This is a genomic window from Kitasatospora sp. NPDC090308 (assembly GCF_044769485.1).
Taxonomy (GTDB): domain Bacteria; phylum Actinomycetota; class Actinomycetes; order Streptomycetales; family Streptomycetaceae; genus Kitasatospora; species Kitasatospora fiedleri.
This window is the reverse complement of record NZ_JBIVXY010000011.1, coordinates 216,291-234,476: the sequence shown is the minus strand read 5'-3', so window position 1 is coordinate 234,476 and position 18,186 is coordinate 216,291. Positions and strand designations below refer to the sequence as shown.

Annotated in this window: 12 protein-coding genes and 1 pseudogene; 6 read left to right on the top strand and 7 right to left on the bottom strand. The window is 76.5% G+C overall.

The genetic code is table 11. The features are described 5' to 3' along the window. Positions 1-566 precede the first annotated feature (566 nt). Positions 567-1,793: pseudogene (locus ACIQVD_RS24430) on the bottom strand (PP2C family protein-serine/threonine phosphatase); the annotation flags it as partial. A gap of 247 nt (positions 1,794-2,040) precedes the next feature. Further along, a complete protein-coding gene (locus ACIQVD_RS24425; protein WP_402291685.1) occupies positions 2,041-3,315 on the bottom strand; it encodes an NAD(P)/FAD-dependent oxidoreductase in 1,275 nt (424 codons plus the stop codon). A 770-nt stretch (positions 3,316-4,085) separates the two neighbouring features. Between ACIQVD_RS24425 and ACIQVD_RS24420 the strand changes: the two genes are divergently transcribed. Beyond that, complete coding sequence (locus tag ACIQVD_RS24420) at positions 4,086-4,922, top strand: TetR/AcrR family transcriptional regulator (RefSeq protein ID WP_402291681.1); 837 nt, start codon at positions 4,086-4,088, stop codon at positions 4,920-4,922. A gap of 353 nt (positions 4,923-5,275) precedes the next feature. Continuing rightward, entirely contained in the window at positions 5,276-7,255 is a 1,980-nt protein-coding gene (locus ACIQVD_RS24415) for a sigma-70 family RNA polymerase sigma factor (protein WP_402291680.1), read from the top strand. A 48-nt stretch (positions 7,256-7,303) separates the two neighbouring features. Here the strand turns inward: ACIQVD_RS24415 and ACIQVD_RS24410 are convergent, their stop codons facing one another. The 4 genes from ACIQVD_RS24410 to ACIQVD_RS24395 form a co-directional block, all read right to left on the bottom strand. Continuing rightward, positions 7,304-7,759 (bottom strand): hypothetical protein, encoded by a 456-nt coding sequence (locus ACIQVD_RS24410; RefSeq protein WP_400691812.1) that lies wholly within the window; start codon positions 7,757-7,759, stop codon positions 7,304-7,306. Between the two features lie 213 nt (positions 7,760-7,972). Next, complete coding sequence (locus tag ACIQVD_RS24405) at positions 7,973-8,668, bottom strand: DsbA family oxidoreductase (RefSeq protein WP_400691815.1); 696 nt, start codon at positions 8,666-8,668, stop codon at positions 7,973-7,975. Positions 8,669-8,790: 122 nt separating this feature from the next. Further along, complete coding sequence (locus ACIQVD_RS24400) at positions 8,791-9,288, bottom strand: universal stress protein (protein WP_400691818.1); 498 nt, start codon at positions 9,286-9,288, stop codon at positions 8,791-8,793. A 99-nt stretch (positions 9,289-9,387) separates the two neighbouring features. Continuing rightward, complete coding sequence (locus tag ACIQVD_RS24395) at positions 9,388-11,469, bottom strand: asparagine synthase-related protein (RefSeq protein WP_402291679.1); 2,082 nt, start codon at positions 11,467-11,469, stop codon at positions 9,388-9,390. A 665-nt stretch (positions 11,470-12,134) separates the two neighbouring features. Here ACIQVD_RS24395 and ACIQVD_RS24390 point away from each other — a divergent pair. The 3 genes from ACIQVD_RS24390 (at position 12,135) to trmB (ending at position 15,938) form a co-directional block, all read left to right on the top strand. Further along, positions 12,135-13,583, top strand: a complete 1,449-nt coding sequence (locus ACIQVD_RS24390) for an MFS transporter (protein WP_400691824.1) — start codon at positions 12,135-12,137, stop codon at positions 13,581-13,583. Between the two features lie 79 nt (positions 13,584-13,662). Then, on the top strand, positions 13,663-14,895 hold the full coding sequence (lhgO, locus tag ACIQVD_RS24385; protein WP_402291678.1) for an L-2-hydroxyglutarate oxidase: 1,233 nt from the start codon (positions 13,663-13,665) through the stop codon (positions 14,893-14,895). A 212-nt stretch (positions 14,896-15,107) separates the two neighbouring features. Beyond that, the gene (gene trmB / locus ACIQVD_RS24380) at positions 15,108-15,938 is read left to right on the top strand and encodes a tRNA (guanosine(46)-N7)-methyltransferase TrmB (protein ID WP_100836879.1); all 831 of its coding nucleotides are present in this window, start codon (positions 15,108-15,110) and stop codon (positions 15,936-15,938) included. A 63-nt stretch (positions 15,939-16,001) separates the two neighbouring features. On the opposite strand, the gene ACIQVD_RS24375 is transcribed toward trmB, so the two are convergent. Beyond that, positions 16,002-16,511, bottom strand: coding sequence for a hypothetical protein (locus tag ACIQVD_RS24375; RefSeq protein WP_402291677.1), 510 nt, complete (start codon positions 16,509-16,511; stop codon positions 16,002-16,004). Positions 16,512-16,890: 379 nt separating this feature from the next. On the opposite strand from ACIQVD_RS24375, the gene ACIQVD_RS24370 reads away from it, so the two are divergent. Then, positions 16,891-18,015: a PrsW family intramembrane metalloprotease gene (locus ACIQVD_RS24370; protein ID WP_402291676.1), complete on the top strand. Its 1,125-nt coding sequence runs from the start codon at positions 16,891-16,893 to the stop codon at positions 18,013-18,015. Positions 18,016-18,186 lie beyond the last annotated feature (171 nt).

Genomic DNA, 18,186 nt, shown 5'->3' with positions numbered 1-18,186 from the left:
GCCAGGATCAAACTCTCCGTGAATGCTTCCACGAAAGAGCGGCACGGCAACCACCGGAATAGGGCGGCCCCGCGCACTGCGTCCTCGCTAGTGTTTTACTTCAAAAGGAATCTCCAACCAACCGATACCGGCTGGCCGGGGATGTCAACATATCTGGCGTTGACTTTTGGCACGCTGTTGAGTTCTCAAGGAACGGACGCTTCCTTCGACCGGCCTTCCGACCGCATCTCCGGGCGCTTCGTTCTTTCGTGTTTCCAGCTTATCAGATCCGAGCTTGTGCTCTTTCCCGACTCGCTTTCGTCTTCCGCGGCCTGACGGCCCGTCCGACGTTTCAAACTCTAGCCGATCCCCGCTCCGAAAAGCGAATCGGCCGCAATCTCCGAAAAAACGCACGACGAATACGAACGGGGACGCGAAAGAGACGCGACCCGTCACGGATCCAGCGGTTTGTTTCTCAGGGGATTGGCCGCCCCGGGACCGTCCACGCAGATGCGTGCTCGGTGCTCCCTGTCAGGCAACTCGAAGAACTGTACATACCTGGGGGCCCGGGATCAAGTGGTGCCGGCGGACGGCACCTGGAAGACCAGGATCGCGACGTCGTCGTCGTGCTCGGCGGTGACGCCCAGGGCGCGCAGGAGGCGGGAGCAGACGGTGTCGGGGGTGCTGACCGGGCCGGTGAGGGTGTGGGCGAGGTGGTCGATGCCCTGGTCGATGTCCTGGTCGCGGCGTTCGACCAGGCCGTCGGTGTAGAGGACGCCGGTGGTGCCGGGGAGGAGGCGGAGGGTGTGGGAGAGGTGGCCGGCGCCGCCGGTGCCGAGGGGTGGGCCGTTCTGTTCCTCGCCGCGCAGGACGGTGCCGTCGGGGCTGCGGAGGAGGAGGGGGAGGTGGCCGGCGGAGGCGTAGACGAGGGTGGTGGCGGCCGGGTCCCAGACGGCGTAGGTGCAGGTGGCGATCTGGTTGGCGTCGATCTCCATGGCGAGGCCGTCGAGGAGGGTCATCACCTCGTGCGGGGGGAGGTCGAGGCGGGCGTAGGCGCGGACGGCGGTGCGGAGCTGGCCCATGACGGCGGCGGCGCGCAGGCCGCGGCCCATGACGTCGCCGATGACCAGCGCGGTGCGTCCGCCGCCGAGGCCGATGACGTCGTACCAGTCGCCGCCGACCGCGGCGTCGGCTCCGCCGGGTTGGTAGGTGGCGGCGACGTGGAGGTCGGCGGGCTGTTCGAGTTTCTGCGGGAGGAGGCTGTGCTGGAGGGTGACGGCGGCCTCGCGTTGGCGGCGTTCGGCTTCGCGGAGGCGGCCGGCGGACTGGACCTGGTCGGTGACCTCGGTGGCGAAGACCAGGACGCCGGTGGGGGTGGCGTGTTCGTCGGGGCCGAGCGGGACGCAGGCGATGTTGTAGTAGCGGTTGCCGCCGAGGCCGAGGATGCAGCGGGACTTCACGCTGCGCGGGCGTCCGCTGCGCAGGACCTGGTCGAGCAGCGGGAGGACGCCGAGGGTGGCGAGTTCGGGGAGCGACTCGGCGGCGGGGCGGCCGGGGGTGCGGGCGCCGAACAGGTCGCGGTAGGCCCGGTTGGCGTAGCCGAGTTGGTGGTGGGGGCCGTGGGTGAGGGCGACGGGGGCGGGGAGCCGGCGCAGGACGTCGCGGAAGTCGTAGGGCTGTTCGGCGTCGCGGGGGTCGGGGCAGGGGGCGGCCGGGTCGCGCGGGGCGGGAACGGTGACGGGTTCGTCCGCGGTGGCGGGGGTGGCCCGCCAGGCGGCTCCGGTGAGCCGGGCGCTCCAGCGCATGAGGTCCAACGTTGGCCGCTTCCTCGGGGACTGATGGGAGGTGGTGCCGGTCGGCGGGCAGTTGCGGTGTGATGATCACCATGCGTACGCGGGTCTGCACTCGCCGTAATGGCTCCACCGGGGTTGATCCTGTCAGGCTCCGGGGTGATTCCGGAAGTCGTGCCATCGGTACGGCGCGTTCGGGGAGGTGCGCGCCGGTGGTGCACTCCCGTGCGACGGGTGAAGACGGAGAGAGAAGGCGGAGGCGGTGCGGGCGTCAGGTGCCGGGGCCGGTGGTGAAGCCGGACTCGAACTCGGCCCGGGGGTGCTCGATGGTGCCCAGGGCGACCACCTCACGGGGGAAGAGGCCGCCGAACAGCCAGTCCGTCAGCACCCGGATCCGGCGCTCCCGGGTGGGGAGGCGGCGCAGCTGGCGGACGCGGTGCAGCCACCAGGCGCGGCGGCCGGTGAGGCGGGTGCCGCGGCGGGTGTGGGCGACGGCGCGGTGCAGGCCGAGCGAGGTGGAGCAGGCGGGGTCTTCGGGCCGGTAGGCGGTGAGGGGTCGGCCGGCCAGCTCCGCGGCCAGGTTCTCGGCGAGCAGTCTGGCCTGGGCGAGGGCGTGCTGGGCGTTGGGGGCGCAGGGTTCGCCGGTGTGGTCGGGGACGGCGGCGCAGTCGCCGGCGGCCCAGGCGTCGGGCAGCGGGAGGCCGTCGGGGGTGGCGATCCGCAGGGTGGGCAGGCAGGTGATCCGGCCGGCGGCGTCGAGCGGGAGGTCGGTGAGGGCGAGGACGGGGGCGGGGCGGATGCCGGCCGTCCAGACCAGGGTGCGGGCGGCGAAGCGGCTGCCGTCGGAGAGCGTCATGCGCTGGTCGGCGGCGGACTCCAGCGTGGTGGAGAGCCGGACGTCGATGTTGCGTTCGCGCAGTTCGGCGAGGGTGTGGGCGGCGAGTTCGGGGGTCTCCTCGCCGAGGATGCGGTCCTTGGCCTCGACCAGGATCCAGCGCAGGTCGTCGGGGTCGAGGTTGTGGTAGCCCTTGGTGGCGGTGCGGGCCATGTCCTCCAGTTCGGCGAGGGCGCCGACGCCCGCGTAGCCGGCTCCGACGAAGACGAACGTCAGTGCGGCGTGGCGGAGTTCGGGGTCGCGGGTGGAGGAGGCCAGGTCGAGCTGTTCCAGGACGTGGTTGCGCAGGGCGACCGCCTCGCCGACGGTGGCGAAGCCCATGCCGTGCTCGGCCAGGCCGGGGACGGGGGCGGTGCGGGAGACCGAGCCGGGGGCCATCACCAGGACGTCGTAGCGGACTTCGGTGGGCAGCCGGAGTTCGCCGCGCGGGGCGGCGTCCACCCAGGCGGTGCGGGTGGCGTGGTCGATCCTGGTGACCCGGGCGGTGAGCACCCGGCAGTCGGGGAGCGCGGTGCGCAGCGGGACCACCACGTGGCGCGGGTCGATGGTGCCGGCGGCGACCTCGGCCAGCAGCGGCTGGAACGTCAGGTAGGGCTGGGGTTCGACGATCGTCAGTTCGATCCGGCGGGTTCTCAGCCGGTCGCGCAGCAGCTGCTGGAGGCGCAGCGCGGAGCTCAGTCCGGCGCAGCCTCCGCCGATGATCAGGACTCGAATGGGGCACCTCCGGCCGGCCCTGGTGCTGTGACCCGTTTCACGTTCCCCCTATGACGCACCCGGTGGTGGGCTCTTGTCCACAGTCAGGGCCGGATCGGTCCGAATCCGGCCGGGAAAGCGGGCGCCGCCGGGGTTGCCGGGCCGGGCGGGGCGTCTTCCGCGGGGGCGGGCGGGGGTGGTGCGGAGAGCGGGGGCGGGGGGCGGGAATGTGTACGTCCGACCGTTCGTCCGGCTTTCGTCCGGCTTTCGTCCGTTCGCACGTCCGATCGCCCGTCCGGCGGTGCGGAGCGGGGTGGAGCGGGGCGGTTCGAACTGACGGCTCGTCAAGGTCCGGCAAAGGAAGGCAAGTCGGGGTGAACGGGGGCGTCGCCCGGCCCGATGATCGGGCTGTGATTCGTCTCACGTGGGTCCGCGGCGGGGGCGTGCGGGGATTTGTCCGCACGTGGGGGCCGGGTCGGACCGGTCCGGGGCGATCAGTGGTGCACTTCTGCGGCGAACTTCCTTGAACTATGGTCGGATTGTGCTTCGGACCGCCAATGGCGCCGGTCCGTTCGCCCTGGACCTGGTGGCGTCGACGCGACTGCACGGGAGCCGTCAGGGGAAGGTAGTGCGCGGACGTCGGACCACGGCCGGTGTCGGCGGCGCACACCAGGGGGCGCAGTAGCCGTTCGGGTACCCGGGACGGGGTGCCCCGGGGGAGGTTTGGCATGTCGGAGCAGGATCAGGTCGCGGGCCGGGTGCCGGTCGCGGCGTTCGGGAGGGCCGCGGTGGACGTGGTGCCGGAGCAGCGCGGTCCTGGCGAGCGGGAGCGGTACGCCTTTCCGCCCGGTGAACGCGAGCGCGAACGTGAGCGCGAACGTGAGCGCGAACGTGAGCGCCAGGGCGAGTCCGGGCGCGGGGCGGGTTCGCGGTTGCGGGTGGACGCCCGGCGGAACCTGGAGAGCGTGCTGCGGGCCGCCCGCGAGGTGTTCGGCGAACTCGGCTACGGAGCACCGATGGAGGAGGTCGCCCGGCGGGCCGGGGTCGGCGTGGGCACCGTGTACCGGCGGTTCCCCAGCAAGGAGGTGCTGGTCCAGCGGATCGCCGCCGAGGAGGTGTCCTGGCTGACCGCGCAGGCCCGGGAGTCGCTGTACGGCGGGCTGACCGGCCCCTGGGACGCGCTGGCGGGCTTCCTGCAGCGGGCGGCGGCCTCCGGCGCGGGGCGGCTGCTGCCGCCGGAGGCGTTCCGGTACGCCGAGGAGATCGGCCGGGTGCCCGAGCAGCGCGGCACCGAGCTGCGGGCGTTCGGCGGCGCGCCGGTCGCCGAGGGCGAGCAGAGCGCCGATCCGCGGCTGCTGCTGCAGTTGCTGGCGGCGCTGGTGGCCCGGGCGGGCGCGGCCGGCGAGCTGCGGCCCGGGGTGACGGTGGCCGACGTGGTGCTGGTGCTGACGGCCGCGGTGCCGGTGCACGCCTCCGCGGCCGTCCCGGTGCGGGAGGGCGAGCCGGAGGGCGGGGCCGGACACCGGCTGCTGCAGATCCTGCTCCAGGGCCTGCGCGCGGCCTGAAATCGCCCGGTGCGCGGCCGTTCTGACGCACCGTGCGGGCGCCCGTCCGGCGGGCGGGTTCCCGGGAGCGGCCGGGACGCGCCGTTCGGGTGACGGGACGCCGCCCGGCGCGACGCTCCGGCCGGGGGCGCGCGGAACGTTCCGGGTACGCGCGGTGCTTGCGCGGCCGAGGTTCGAACAGGTCCGCGAGCGGCGGCCCGGACGGGTGGGACGGGGCGGACCCGGCTACCGGTGGTCGCCGCGCTATGCCATTCTTTGCCCGTGGTTGGAGCCATTGTCCCGTTGCGCACCGTGACCGCCGTCGAATCCGAGGGGCGGCCCGTGCCGTGCGCCGTGCGGCGGGGCGGGGCCCGGTGAACCCCGACGAGCAGGGCGACGCGGGCGAGTTCGGCTCCGGCCTGGAGACGCCCGGCCAGGTGCCGGACCAGGGCGGCAGCCCGGCCCGCGAGTCGCTGACCGGCCGGGTGCCCGGCCAGGCGCCGGCCGGACGGGGCGGGGTCGCCCCCGAGGCGTTCATCGGCGAGGAGCTCCCGTCCCGCGCCGTCGTACCCGCCCCCGCCGACCCGGTGGACGGCGAACGGCCCCCTTCCGACTCCGAGTTGACCGCCCTGGTGCGGGCCGGGGACGACGCCGCGTACGAGGAGATCTACCGCCGGCACGCGGACGCCGTCCGCCGCTACGCCCGGACCTGCTGCCGGGACAGCTTCACCGCGGAGGACCTGGCGGGCGAGGTGTTCGCCCGCACCCTGCAGGCGCTCAAGGCCGGCAAGGGGCCCGAGTTCGCCGTCCGGGCCTACCTGTTGACGGCGGTGCGCAACGTGGCCGCCGCCTGGGCCCGCTCGGACCGGCGCGAACAGCTGGTCGACGACTTCACCGGCTTCGCCGAAGCCTCCGCCGCCACCGTCGAGTTCGACCTCGCCGACCCGGGCGCGGACGCCTGGGCGCTGGCCCTGGCCGACCAGCGGATGGTGATGCGCGCGTACGCCGAACTGCCCGAGGACGACCGGGTGGTGCTCTGGCACACCGAGGTCGAGCGGGAGTCGCCCAAGACGGTCGCGGTGATGCTCGGCAAGACCGCCAACGCCACCGCCGTCCAGGCCCACCGGGCCCGCGACCGGCTGGCCGCCGCGTTCCTCCAGGCGCACGTCTCGGGCAGCCAGGAGTCCGGCTGCGCCGGGTACGCCAACCGGCTCGGCGCGTACGCCCGCGGCTCGCTGCGCAAGCGCGCCTCGGCGGAGGTCGGCAAGCACGTCCAGGACTGCACCCGCTGCACCGCCGCGTACCTGGAGCTCGCCGACATCAACCACGGCCTGCGGGCGGTGCTGCCCGGCGGCGCGCTGCTCTGGGTCGGCAGCGGCTGGTTCGCGGTGGCGGCCGCGGCGGTCGGCGGCGCCGCCGTCACCGGGGCGGCCGTGGGCGGGGCGGCGGTGGCCGGCGGTGCGGCGAGCACCGGGGCGGCGACGGCCGCGGGGGCGGCCGGGGGCGCCGGTCCGTCCGGCGGCGGGGCGGCGGCAGCGGCCGGGGAGGGACTCGGCACCGCCGCGAAGGCCGGGATCGCGGCCGGGATCGCCGTCGTCGCGGCGGCGGTCGCCGCGTTCGCGCTGACCGGTTCGCCGGAGCCCGCGCCCGCGGTGGCGGCCCCGCCGGTGGTCACCGCACCGCAGGCTCCCCCGCCCGCCCCGGCCCCGGCCCCGCGTCCGACGCCGTCCCCCGCGCCGACGCCGACACCCACCCCGACGCCGAGCCGCACGCCCGCGCCGAAGCCCACCCCGTCCCCGACGCCGAAGCCGAAGCCGAAGCCGTCCCCGACGCCGACCCCGCGGCAGGTGCCGCCGCCGTCCCCGACGCCCACCCCGAGCCCGACGCCGACGCCCACCCCGACGCCCCCGGTGGTGACCTCGCGCCAGTTCTGGCTGGACGAGCTGCCGCTGGACCGGGGCCGGCGCGCCGTCCCCGACACCCCGACCGTCCGCGGCGGCCAGGTCCTGCAACGGCCCGCGGCCTGGCTGCACGGCACCCGCTACGCGCACGTGCTGGCGGCCCCGGTGCCGTCCCGGGTGACCGTGGACCTGAACCGCGCCTGCCGGTCCTTCGACGCCGTCGCGGGGCTGGACGACTTCGGCGTGAGCTACGGCGAGGCGGTCTTCTCGGTGCAGGGCGAGGACGGACGGGTGCTGTGGAGCTCCCCCCGGATGTCCGCGGGCGACCGCCCGGTGCCGGTGCACGTCCCGCTGGACGGCCGGACGTCGATCCGCCTGGTGGTCACCCCGGTCCGCGGCTCGTTGCCGGTGATCGACCTGGCGGACTGGGCGCAGGCCCGGATCACCTGCTGAGCCCGGCGGTTCGGCCGGCCGGGCGCGACGACCGGCCGGGCGCGGCGGTCAGCCGAGCCGGGCGGTGAGCGCCTGCTGACCGCGGGCGATCCAGCGCACCGGCCAGCGCAGCAGCAGGACCAGGCAGAGCGCCCAGCCACCGGCGTGGACGGCCCAGACGCCCGCCATGGTCGGCCCGCCCCACGCCTGGTGGTAGTCGGTGTGCAGGTACCAGAGCGGGTAGCCGAAGTTGCGGACCGAGTTGAAGACCGCGTAGCCGAACAGCAGCAGGGCGGACGCGTCCAGCGGCAGGCCGAGCAGGAGCCGGGCCAGCCGCCGGCCGACGCCCGTCGGCCCGGGCTGCAGGCGCTCCGCCGCCGTCCGCCGCCCGGCCAGCAGCAGCGCGGTCGCGGCCAGGCCGGCCGGCAGGGCCAGACCGGCCCGGAGGACGGGGACGGCCGCGGCGGCGGTCCGGCGGCCCGGGACGGCGGTCCGAGGGCTGGTCGCGGGCACGGTCACGGCCATCTGCGGGCTCCTTCTGCGCGGTACTTGCCGGTCTCCCGGCGGACACCCGCCACCTTCCCGGAGCGGGGCGGTACGGGTCATCACACCGGGGAGCCGGACCGCCGTCATACCGGGGTACTACCCGCGCCGTCCGTCGACGCACCGTCCGTCGACGCACCGTCCGTCACCGCGCCGTCCGTCACCGCGCCGGTCGAAGCGCCGGGCGGCGCCGGGTCAGATCGCGCAGGCGCCGTCCTCGCAGGTGTCGGCGGGCGGGGCGAGCGGGGTGATCCGCTTGGCGGTCTCGGCCTCGACCTGGCGCAGGACCTGGAGGAAGGTCTCGGCCTCCTGGCCGCCCTGGACGGCCCACTGGCCCTCGAAGACGAAGGTCGGGACGGCGGTGACGCCGATGGCGCGGGCCTCGGCGAGGGCGGCGCGCGTCTCGGCCTCGCCCTCGGTGCCGGCCAGGTAGGCCGCGGCCCGGTCGCGGTCGATGCCGGTCTCGGCGGCCAGGGCGGCGAGCGCCTCGACGTCGCCGACGTCGACGCCCTCGGAGAAGTGCGCCTTGAGCAGCCGCTCCTTGAGGGCGGCCTGGACGGCGGTGCCGTACTCGGTCTCGGCGAGGTGCAGCAGGCGGTGGGCGCGCAGGGTGTTGACCTCCAGCGCGGCGTCGAAGTCGTAGTCGATGCCGACGCTGCGGCCGACCTCGGTGATCCGGGCGTCCATGGCGAGGGACTGCGGCCCGTAGCGCTCGGCGAGCCACTCGCGGTGCGGGCGGGCCTGCTCGGGGGCGTCGGGGACGAGCTGGTAGGGGCGGTAGACCACCTCGACGCCGTCCTTGCCCTCGAACCGGTCGAGGGCCTGCTCGAAGCGCCGCTTGCCGACGTAGCACCAGGGACAGGCGATGTCCGAGTAGATTTCGACCTTCATGGCGGGCGGGCTCCTGTCCGGCGGTTCGGGTGCTCCCGGGCGACCGGGGGCGGCCGTCCGACGGAAGGTGAACGCTCAACCATCCGCGGACATTCCGGTCAGGCCCCCGCGGTTCGGTCCCCTCAGGCCCCCTCGGCGGGGGGTGCGGGGACGACCAGCACCGGGCAGGTGGCGTGGTGCACGGCCGCGGTGCTGACCGAACCGAGCAGCAGCCGGCCGAAGCCGCCGTTGCCGCGGGTGCCGACCACCAGGGTGTGCCGTCCGTCGGCGGCCCGGAGCAGCACCTCGATCACGTTGCCGAGGACGACGTACAGGGCGAGCTGCCCGGCGTACGGGCGGACCCGGGCGGACTGCACGGTGGCGACGGAGCGGCGCAGGCCGTCCGCCATGCTCTCGGTCAGCCGCTCGATGCTCTCCTGGACCAGGTCGGCCATGCCCGGCGGGTAGCCGGTCGGCGAGGGGTTGACCGCGGCCAGGACGTACAGCGGGAGGTGGTGCGCCTCGGCCTCGGTCATGGCGCGGTCGAGGGCCCAGAGCGCGGCGTCCGAGCCGTCGCAGCCGGTGAGGATCGCGGCGCCGGGCGGCGGCGCCTCGTGGTGCACGGGGAGGGTGGCGGTCATGGCGCGCGCTCCGGGAGGGACTCGGGGCTCAGCGGGTCGGGGGTTCCCGACGCTATCCGGCGCGCGGCCGGCGGCGGGGCAGGCGCACCCGGTCCGGGGTCAGGTTTCCAGGGCGGCGCGGGGCGCGGCGGGCAGGCCGGTCCAGGAGGAGCCGGGGCGGCGGGCGGCCAGGCGGCGCAGCCAGAGTTCGGCGGCGACCAGGTCGGCGAGGGCGGCGAGGGTGCCGGGCGGGGCGTTCCCGGCGGGGTCGGTGGCGGCGGCGAGCGCCTTGCGGGCGGCGGGGGCGTCGAGCAGTCCGGCTTCGGCGAGCAGCGGGCGGTCGAGGAGTTCGGCGAGTGCGGGGGCGGCGGCGCGCAGGCCGCGGCGGGCGGGTGCGTGCGGGTCGGGGCCGGGGGCGCGGCCCCAGTCGGCGGGGAGGTCGGTGCGGCCGGTGCCGGCCAGCACGGCGGCGAGCAGGGCGTGCCGGGCGCCGGGTTGCAGGCGCAGGTCGTCGGGGAGCAGCCGGGCGGCGCGGACCACCTGGTTGTCGAGGAAGGGGGCGTGCAGGCGCTGGCCGTGCTGTTCGGTGGCGTGCACCAGGGTGCGGTAGTGGGCGGCGTGCCGGTGCAGGGCGAGCCGGGCGCGGCGGGCGCCGGGGGCCTCGGTGGGGGCGCTGCCGCGGGCGGCGGTGCGCAGGTGCTGGGCGAGGGCGGCGAGCGGTTCGTCGGCGAGCAGGTGGGCGGCGGGGCCGGGGCGGTGCCAGGCGAGGTCGGCGGCCAGGGCGCGGCCCACCGTCCTTTCGGACGCCGGTTCCTGACGGAGCGTCAGGTGGAGTGCCAGGTCGTCGAGGGCGTCGGCGTAGCGGGCGCGGGCGAGGCGGCGGGCGGCGCGCAGCACGGTGACGGGGGTGTGCAGGGTGCCGGTGAGGGCGCCGGCGGTGGCCCGGTCGGCGCCGGCCAGGGCGGCGAGCGGGGCGAGCAGGTCGAGCGAGCGGCCGGCCCGGACCAGGTCGGCGAGCCGGGCGGGGTGGCCGTCCAGGACCTGGCGGGCGCCGTGGCCGGTGAGGTGGTCGGCGCCGCCGGCCCGGTGGGCGGCGGTGTGCCGGGCGGCGTGGACCAGGGCGGGGCCGGGTTCGTCGGTGAGCGGGCCGGCCAGGGGGTCGGCGAGGCCGGCGTACGGGGCGACCGGCGGGACGAGCAGGTGGCGCAGGCGGGGGGCGTGCACGGCGAGGGCGGGTCCGTCGGGGTCGCCGAGGGTGACGGCGGGGAGGGTCTCGGGTTCGGGCGGTTCGGCGCGGCGGGCCCAGGAGCCCTTGACGGCGCCGGTGCGGGCGGCGGGCCGTTCGGGCCCGGGGTCGGTGCCGGGGCCGGGCGGCAGCGGGACGGCGGCGGCCAGCAGGGCGACGGTGGCGGAGGCGGTGCCGTAGGAGAGGTCGACGCCGAGCCGGGGCCGGTCGGCGGGCCCGGTGGCGCGGACCCGGCAGCGGACGGCCTCCAGCAGGGCGCGGGTGAGTTCGCGGACGGCGGGGGCCTCGGCGCGCTCCTCGGCCCCGCTCTCCGGGTAGGGCGTGTGGCCGGGCCGTCCGCCGCGGATGCCCAGCGCGTGTCCGGGCGGGACGCGGCGCACGCCCCGGTAGGGGGTGCGGTCGCCGAGCGTCTCGGGGGTCTCGGGGGTGGCCAGCCGGGCGGCCAGGTGGGCGGTGTCGACGGGGGCGCCGACCAGGTCGGCGAGCGGGAGGGCGGCGGTGGCGTAGGCGGTGCCGCCGGCGAACGGGGTGTGGAAGACCGGCTGGGCGCCGGCGAGGTCGGTGAGCAGCACGGTGGAGCGGGTGCCGGCCCGCAGCACGACGGTGTAGCTGCCGGGCCAGTGGGTGAGGTGGCGCAGCGCGCCGCCGCGGGCGGCGGCCAGGCCGTCGGCGAGTTCGCGGTCGGTGGCGCCGCAGCGGCCGGCCACGGCGAGCCGCAGGGTGGCGGGGGTGTCCCGGTCGGCGCTGTCGGCGGGGTCGTGCGGGTCGAGCCCGCCGCGGACGGTGGCGGGGCCGCCGGGGCGGAGCACGGCCAGCCGCAGTTCGTCGGGGCGCCAGTCGCCGACCGCCCAGAGCGGGTCGGGGCCGCCCCAGAGCAGGGTGCCGGCGATCGGGCGGACCGCGGCCAGGGCCGGGTCGGCGGCGGTCAGGCCGCTCCAGCCGGTGAGCCACCGCATCGCGCCTCCACCTGTGGTGCCGCGGCGCGCGGCGGACCCCCGGGCGGGCGTACGGGGTCGGCGCGCCGTCAGGAGACATCGTGCCACCGATGGGGCGGGTGAGCGCCAGGCTTTCGGGGCCGCGGCGGAACGCACGGGCCGGGCCTCCCCCTCCGGGGCCCGGGCCGTGCGGGTCTCGAACTCCCGTCCGGCGCACGGGCGGTGGCCTGGAACGGCGGCGCGGAGGAGGGCCGCGACCGTCGCGGGTCGGCCGAAGTTGGCCGAAAGCCGTCGCACGGCCCGGGAGGGCATCCGCATGCCCTCCCGGACGCGCAGCTGCCCGCGGGGAATTGAGGCAGCGTTTCCCCCGGCCCGCCGGGTCCTCGGCGGCGGGCCGATCCACAGCCTCCAGCGAATCGCCCACCTGCCGCTGCGGCCAGGGAGCACGGGTGGCGCACGCGGGCACGGGACCGGAGCACGGGCGTCCGGCAACTGCCCGCAGGACGTCCGGCGGGCGTCCGGGCGCCGGTCCCCGACGCGGCGCGTTCCCGCCAACCGGAATGCGACCTCTTAACCGTCGGAACGCGGACGACTACGCTAGGTGCAAGCAGTCCGGTGGCCCACTGCGGTTCGCCGCGGCCCGCCGCCATCCGCGCACGACGTCGCCAGGGGGTGCCACCGCCACCATGACCGTCAGCTCACGAGGGCCGAACGACCGGCTCGGGGCACTCCTCGCGCTCGCCCAGATCAGCAACGCCGGGCTCGCCCGCCGGGTCAACGACCTGGGCGCGCAGCGCGGCCTGACCCTCCGTTACGACAAGACCTCGGTGGCCCGCTGGGTGACCAAGGGGATGGTCCCGCAGCGCCCGGTGCCGCACCTGATCGCCACCGCGCTCGGCAACAAGCTCGGCCGCCCCGTCCCGCTGGAGGAGATCGGCCTCGCCGACTCGCACCCCACGCCCGAACTCGGGCTGGAGTTCCCGCGCGAGGTCCCGGAGGCGGTCCGCTCCGCCACCGAGCTGTGGCGGGTCGACCTGGACCTGCGGCGCGGCCCCGGCGGCGGCCGGTGGAGCGACAGCCTGGCCGGGACGTTCTCGGTCGCCGCGTACGCCACGCCCGTCTCGCGCTGGCTGATCACGCCCGCCGACGGCTCGGTGGCCCGCGAGGCCGTCCCCGACCTGACCGGCAGGGGGGCACCTCCCGGTTCCCCCGGGAACCGGGGGAGGGTCGGGCACGCGGACGCCGCGAAGCTCCGCGAGGCCGCCCAGGAGGCCCGCCGCTGGGACTCCAAGTACGGCGGCGGCGACTGGCGCTCCTCGATGGTGCCCGAGTGCCTGCGGGTCGAGGCCGCCCCGCTGCTGCTCGCCTCGTACAGCGACGCGGTCGGCCGGGCGCTGTTCGGCGCCACCGCCGAACTGACCAGGCTGGCGGGCTGGATGGCCTTCGACACCGGCCAGCACGAGGCCGCCCAGCGCTACTACATCCAGGCGCTGCGGCTGGCCCGCGCGGCCGGGGACGTGCCGCTCGGCGGCTACGTGCTGGCCTCGATGAGCCTCCAGGCCGCCTACCGCTCCTTCCCGGACGAGGCCGTCGACCTCGCCCAGGCCGCCCTGGAGCGCAACCGGGGCCTGGCCACCGCCCGCACCATGAGCTTCTTCCACCTGGTCGAGGCCCGCGCCCACGCCAAGGCGGGCAACGCCCCGGCCTGCGCCACCGCGCTGGCCGCCGCCGAGACCGCGCTGGACCGCTCCCGCCCCGGCGACCCCGACCCGACCTGGATCGACTTCTTCGCCTACGACCGCCTCGCCGCCGACGCCGCCGAGTGCTTCCGCGACCTGGGCGTCCCGTCCAAGGTCCGGCAGTTCACCCGCGAGGCGCTGGCCCGCCCGACCGAGGGCTACGTCCGCTCGCACGGCCTGCGGCTGGTGGTCTCCGCGATGGCCGAGGCCGAGGCGGGGGACCTGGACGCCGCGGTGGCCGCCGGGGAGCGGGCCGTCGAGGTGGCCGGGCGGATCTCCTCGTACCGCAGCCGCGAGTACATGGTCGAACTGCTGCGCCGCCTGGAGCCGTACCAGCACGAGCAGCGGGTCAAGGACCTCACCGAGCGCGCCCGACTGGTCCTGGCCACTTCCTGACGCGCACCGCCGCACCGGCCCCCGCCCGTGGCACCATCTGGGCGGGGGCCGGTGGTCCGCGGAGCGGAGGGTGGCGGGGATGAGGCACGACGTCCGGGTCCTGGTGGTCGGCGGCGGCATCGTCGGCCTGTCCACCGCGTACGCCCTCACCCGCGAGCACCCCGGCGCGGACGTCGCCGTCCTGGAGAAGGAGGACGCCCTCGCCGCCCACCAGACCGGCCGCAACAGCGGGGTGATCCACAGCGGCGTCTACTACCGGCCCGGCTCGCTCAAGGCCCGGTACGCCACCGACGGGGCCCGCGAGATGGTCGCGTTCTGCCGCGAGCAGGGCATCGCCCACGAGGTCACCGGCAAGCTCATCGTCGCCACCGACCCCGCCGAACTCCCCCGGCTGGCCGCCCTCGCCGACCGCGGCCGGGCCAACGGCATCCCGCTGACCGCGCTCGACCCGGCCGGCATCCGCGCCCACGAACCCGAGGTCACCGGCATCGCCGGACTGCACCTGGCCACCACCGGCATCTGCGACTACCCCGCGGTGGCCCGCCGCTACGCCGCGCTCGCCGGCGAGCGCGGCGCCGAACTGCGCCTGAACACCCCCGTCCTGGGCGTCGACCGGCGTCCGGACGGCGTCACCGTCACCACCCCGCACGGCGAGATCCGCTGCGCGGTGCTGGTCAACTGCGCCGGACTGCACAGCGACCGGATCGCCCGGCTGGCGGGCGACGACCCGGGGGTGCGGATCGTGCCGTTCCGCGGCGAGTACTACGAACTGACCGAGGAGCGGCGGGAGTTGGTGCGCGGACTGGTCTACCCCGTCCCCGACCCGGCGTTCCCCTTCCTCGGCGTGCACCTCACCCGGGGCATCCACGGCGACGTCCACGTCGGGCCGAACGCGGTGCCCGCGCTGGCCCGCGAGGGCTACGACTGGCGCACCTTCAGCGCCCGCGACCTCGCCGAGACGGTGCGCTTCCCCGGCACCTGGACGATCGCCCGCCGGCACTGGCGCCACGAACTCGGCGAACTCCACCGCTCGCTCTCCAAGCGCGCCTTCACCACCGCCGTCCGCCGCCTGCTCCCCGTCGTCACCGAGGCCGACCTCGTCCCCGCCGCCGCGGGCGTCCGCGCCCAGGCCGTCGCCCGCGACGGCACCCTCCTCGACGACTTCGCCTTCGCCGGCTTCGACCCCGCCGACCCGCGCTCCACCCGCCGGGTCGTCCACGTCCTCAACGCCCCCTCCCCGGCGGCGACGGCCTCGCTCGGCATCGGCCGCGAGGTCGCCCGCCGAGCGGTGGCGGCCCTCCGGGCGGGGTGACGCGGGGAGTTCCGCGCACGGCCGGGGGCGCGCCCGGCCGGGTGGACGCCGGCAAGGTCGCGGGACAGGGCAGGCCCCCGTCCCGCGTCGCGATCCTGCGGTGCGTGCTCGACGGGCCGCGCAGTCCCCCGCGCCCCCGACTCCGCCCTGCCGGTACGTGTCCTGTTCGCGCCCGCCGGCCTGCCCGGGGGCTCCCTTAGACTGGTGCGATTGTGACCTCCTCCGCCCCCAGCCCCCAGTTGTCCGCGTCGGCCCGGCTCTCCGCCGCCCCGGCGGCGTACCCCGCGCCGATGTACCCGCACAAGGCCACCGAGGCCCAGCACCGCGAGCAGCGGATCCGCAGTTTCCAGCCGCGCCGTGGTCGGATGACCAAGGCGCAGGCGGGTGCGCTGGACCGCGGGTGGGAACGGTTCGGGCTGGCGATCGACGGGACCCCGCTGGACCTGCCGGAGCTGTTCGCGGGCCGGCCGGTGACGCTGGAGATCGGCTTCGGGATGGGCGACACCACGGCCGCGATGGCCGCCGCCGACCCGTCCGCGGGCATCCTCGCGGCGGACGTGCACACCCCCGGCCACGGCAACCTGCTGCAGTTCCTGGAGCGGGACGGCTCGGAGAACGTCCGGCTCGCGGCGGGCGACGCGGTGATCCTGCTGCGCGACATGCTGCCGGACGCCTCGCTGGCCGGTCTGCGGGTGTTCTTCCCGGACCCGTGGCCGAAGCCGAAGCACCACAAGCGCCGGCTGATCCAGGCGTCGTTCCTGGAACTGGTGCTGCCCCGGCTGGCCCCGGGCGCGCTGGTGCACTGCGCGACCGACTGGGAGCCGTACGCGGAGCAGATGCTGGCGGTGCTGGGCGCCTCGCCGGAGCTGGAGAACCTGCACCCGGAGGGCGACGGTTCGGGCTGGCTGGAGCCGGACGGGCACCCGGCGGGCAGCGTGCCCGGGTACGCGCCGCGACCCGGGTGGCGGCCGGTGACCAAGTTCGAGCGGGCCGGTCTGGCCAAGGGCCACGTGGTGCACGACCTGCTGTTCCGCCGCCGCTGAGCCGGTAGCCGCGGTCGGCGGTCGCCGGGCGGTCGCTCAGGTCGCTCAGGTCGCTCAGGTCGCTCAGGCGGTGGCCTTGCCCGCGGCGACCAGCGCGGTGAGCGCGGTGCGCTGGACGTAGGCCAGCAGGGCGACCGTCACCGTGCTCATCGCCAGCGCGAACAGCACGTGGCCGAGCGTCGAGGCGACCGCCGCGCCGAGCAGGCCGAGCACCAGGTGGCTGCCCAGCCGCAGGGCGACCAGGCCGATCGCCACGTTGCGGGTGCCCTTGCCGCGCCACAGCAGCTTCGCGAGCTTGAGGCGCCGGCGCATCAGGGTGAGCGAGACGCCGAGGTTGACGGCCGCCAGCAGGACCAGCGCGGGCCAGGCCGAGGGGGCGGCCCGCAGCAGGTCGAAGGCCCCGGCGAGGACGCCCTCGAAGCCGAAGAACCAGACCGGCAGCCGCATCTCCGCGACGCTCGGCCGCGAGGCGTCGGCGGTCCCGGCGGCCCCGGCGGTCTCCACGGCCCCGGCGGTCTGCGCGGCCCCGGTCGCGGTGAAGGCGGTGGCCGTCTCGAACCCGATGCTGCTCATGGTGTCTCCCCCGTGTCGTCCCCGGCCGTCCGGTCGCTCCCCGGCGGTGCCACCACTGTGCCCGCGCGGCCCGGTCCCGGCCCAGGAGCTGCCGTCACCGACCCGGCATGACGGATGTCACGGGCCCGGCCGGGCGGTGGGGGGCGTTCCGCTCCGCTGACGATCGGTCACCTCGCGGGTACGGATTGTGCCGACCCCTCCCCCCGGGGCGGCGGCTTCGCCTACCCTGCTGCAGGTGAGCAGTCCGCCCAGCGGCGGGGCCTCCTCCGGGCCGCCCGTGGGGGCCGACGCCCTGGCCGCCGATCCCCCGACGCCCCCCACCGGTTCTCGGCCGCTCCCGGAACCGACCGCGCGCCGGTCCGGCGGCTTGCTCCCGGACGTGTCGCCGCGCCCGGTGCCGAGCGGGCGCATCCCGGGGCAGCAGGGCGGCCCGGTCACGGGTGGTTCGGCCGCGGGTGGTTCGGCCGCGGGCACCGCGGCGGCGGTCTCGCTGTGGCGGCGGCTGTGGCCGTTCCGGCGGCCGGCGCTGTCCTCGGCGGTGGCGGCGCTGGCGCTGGCGGGTTCGGGGGTGCTGATCCTGCGGCTGGTGCAGCGGCAGACCGGGACGACCGGGCTGCTGGTGGGGCTGGGCCTGGCGCTGCTGCCGCTGCCGTTCGTGCTGGGGGCGCTGGCCTGGCTGAACCAGACCGCCCGGGTGCCGCTGCGGCACCTGCTGTTCTGCCTGGCCTGGGGGGCGTGCGCGGCGACCACGATGGCGATCCTGGCGAACGGCTGGGCGAGCGACTTCCTGATCGCCCACCAGGGCGCCCGGGGGGAGACCCTGGGCGCGGAGTTCGCGACGCCGCTGATCGAGGAGCTGGCGAAGGGCGCGGCGCTGCTGGTGCTGCTGCTGCCGTTGCGGCGGCGGCACCGCTGCGAGCAGGGCCGCCCGTGCGCCGGGTGGCGCCGGCTGCTGTGGCACTGGCCGGGCCCCGGCCGTCCCGCGCACTTCCGCCCGGCCCCGGCGGGCCGCCAGCGGGCCCGGTCCTCCCCGCGCACCCTGGCGGCGGGCACGGTGCTGGGCGGGGTGACGGCCTGCGGGTTCGCGTTCACCGAGAACGCGCTCTACCTGGGGCGGGCGTTCACCGCGGACCGGCAGGCCCGGCTGGACGCGATCGGACAGGGCGGGGCGCCCAGCCTGCGGGACTTCGACGGGACGGTGCACACCTTCGTGCTGCGGGCGCTGCTCTCGCCGTTCGCGCACCCGCTGTTCACCGCGCTGACCGGGCTGGGCCTGGCGATCACCCTGACCACCGGCCGACGCTGGTTGGCCCGGCTCGGCGCACCGGCGGGCGCGCTGCTGGCGATGGGCCTGCACGGGGTGTGGAACGCGGCGGCCGGACTGGGCACGGACGGCTTCCTGCTGGTGTACGGGCTGGTGATGGTGCCGTGCTTCGCCGCGCTGGTCAGCTTCGCGGTGTGGGCGCAGACCCGCCGCACCCGGCAGCCGTCCCGCCCGGGCTGACCGGCGGCCGGACAGGGACGGGCCGGGCTGAGCCGGGCTGAGCCGGGCTGGGCCGGGCTGGGCCGGGCTGGGCACGGACGGCCGAGGGGCTGTCCCGACCTGCGCGGATGCTCGGCCGGGAAATGGATTTCCCTTTCCCGCCGGCCTCACGTAGAGTCGTGTTCACCGACG

Coding starts and splice junctions, on each gene's coding strand:
- ACIQVD_RS24420 (WP_402291681.1), top strand. CDS start 4,086: ATGTCGGAGCAGGATCAGGTCGCGGGCCGGGTGCCGGTCGCGGCGTTC.
- lhgO (WP_402291678.1), top strand. CDS start 13,663: ATGAGGCACGACGTCCGGGTCCTGGTGGTCGGCGGCGGCATCGTCGGC.
- ACIQVD_RS24375 (WP_402291677.1), bottom strand. CDS start 16,511: ATGAGCAGCATCGGGTTCGAGACGGCCACCGCCTTCACCGCGACCGGG.
- ACIQVD_RS24395 (WP_402291679.1), bottom strand. CDS start 11,469: ATGCGGTGGCTCACCGGCTGGAGCGGCCTGACCGCCGCCGACCCGGCC.
- ACIQVD_RS24390 (WP_400691824.1), top strand. CDS start 12,135: ATGACCGTCAGCTCACGAGGGCCGAACGACCGGCTCGGGGCACTCCTC.
- ACIQVD_RS24410 (WP_400691812.1), bottom strand. CDS start 7,759: ATGGCCGTGACCGTGCCCGCGACCAGCCCTCGGACCGCCGTCCCGGGC.
- ACIQVD_RS24405 (WP_400691815.1), bottom strand. CDS start 8,668: ATGAAGGTCGAAATCTACTCGGACATCGCCTGTCCCTGGTGCTACGTC.
- ACIQVD_RS24400 (WP_400691818.1), bottom strand. CDS start 9,288: ATGACCGCCACCCTCCCCGTGCACCACGAGGCGCCGCCGCCCGGCGCC.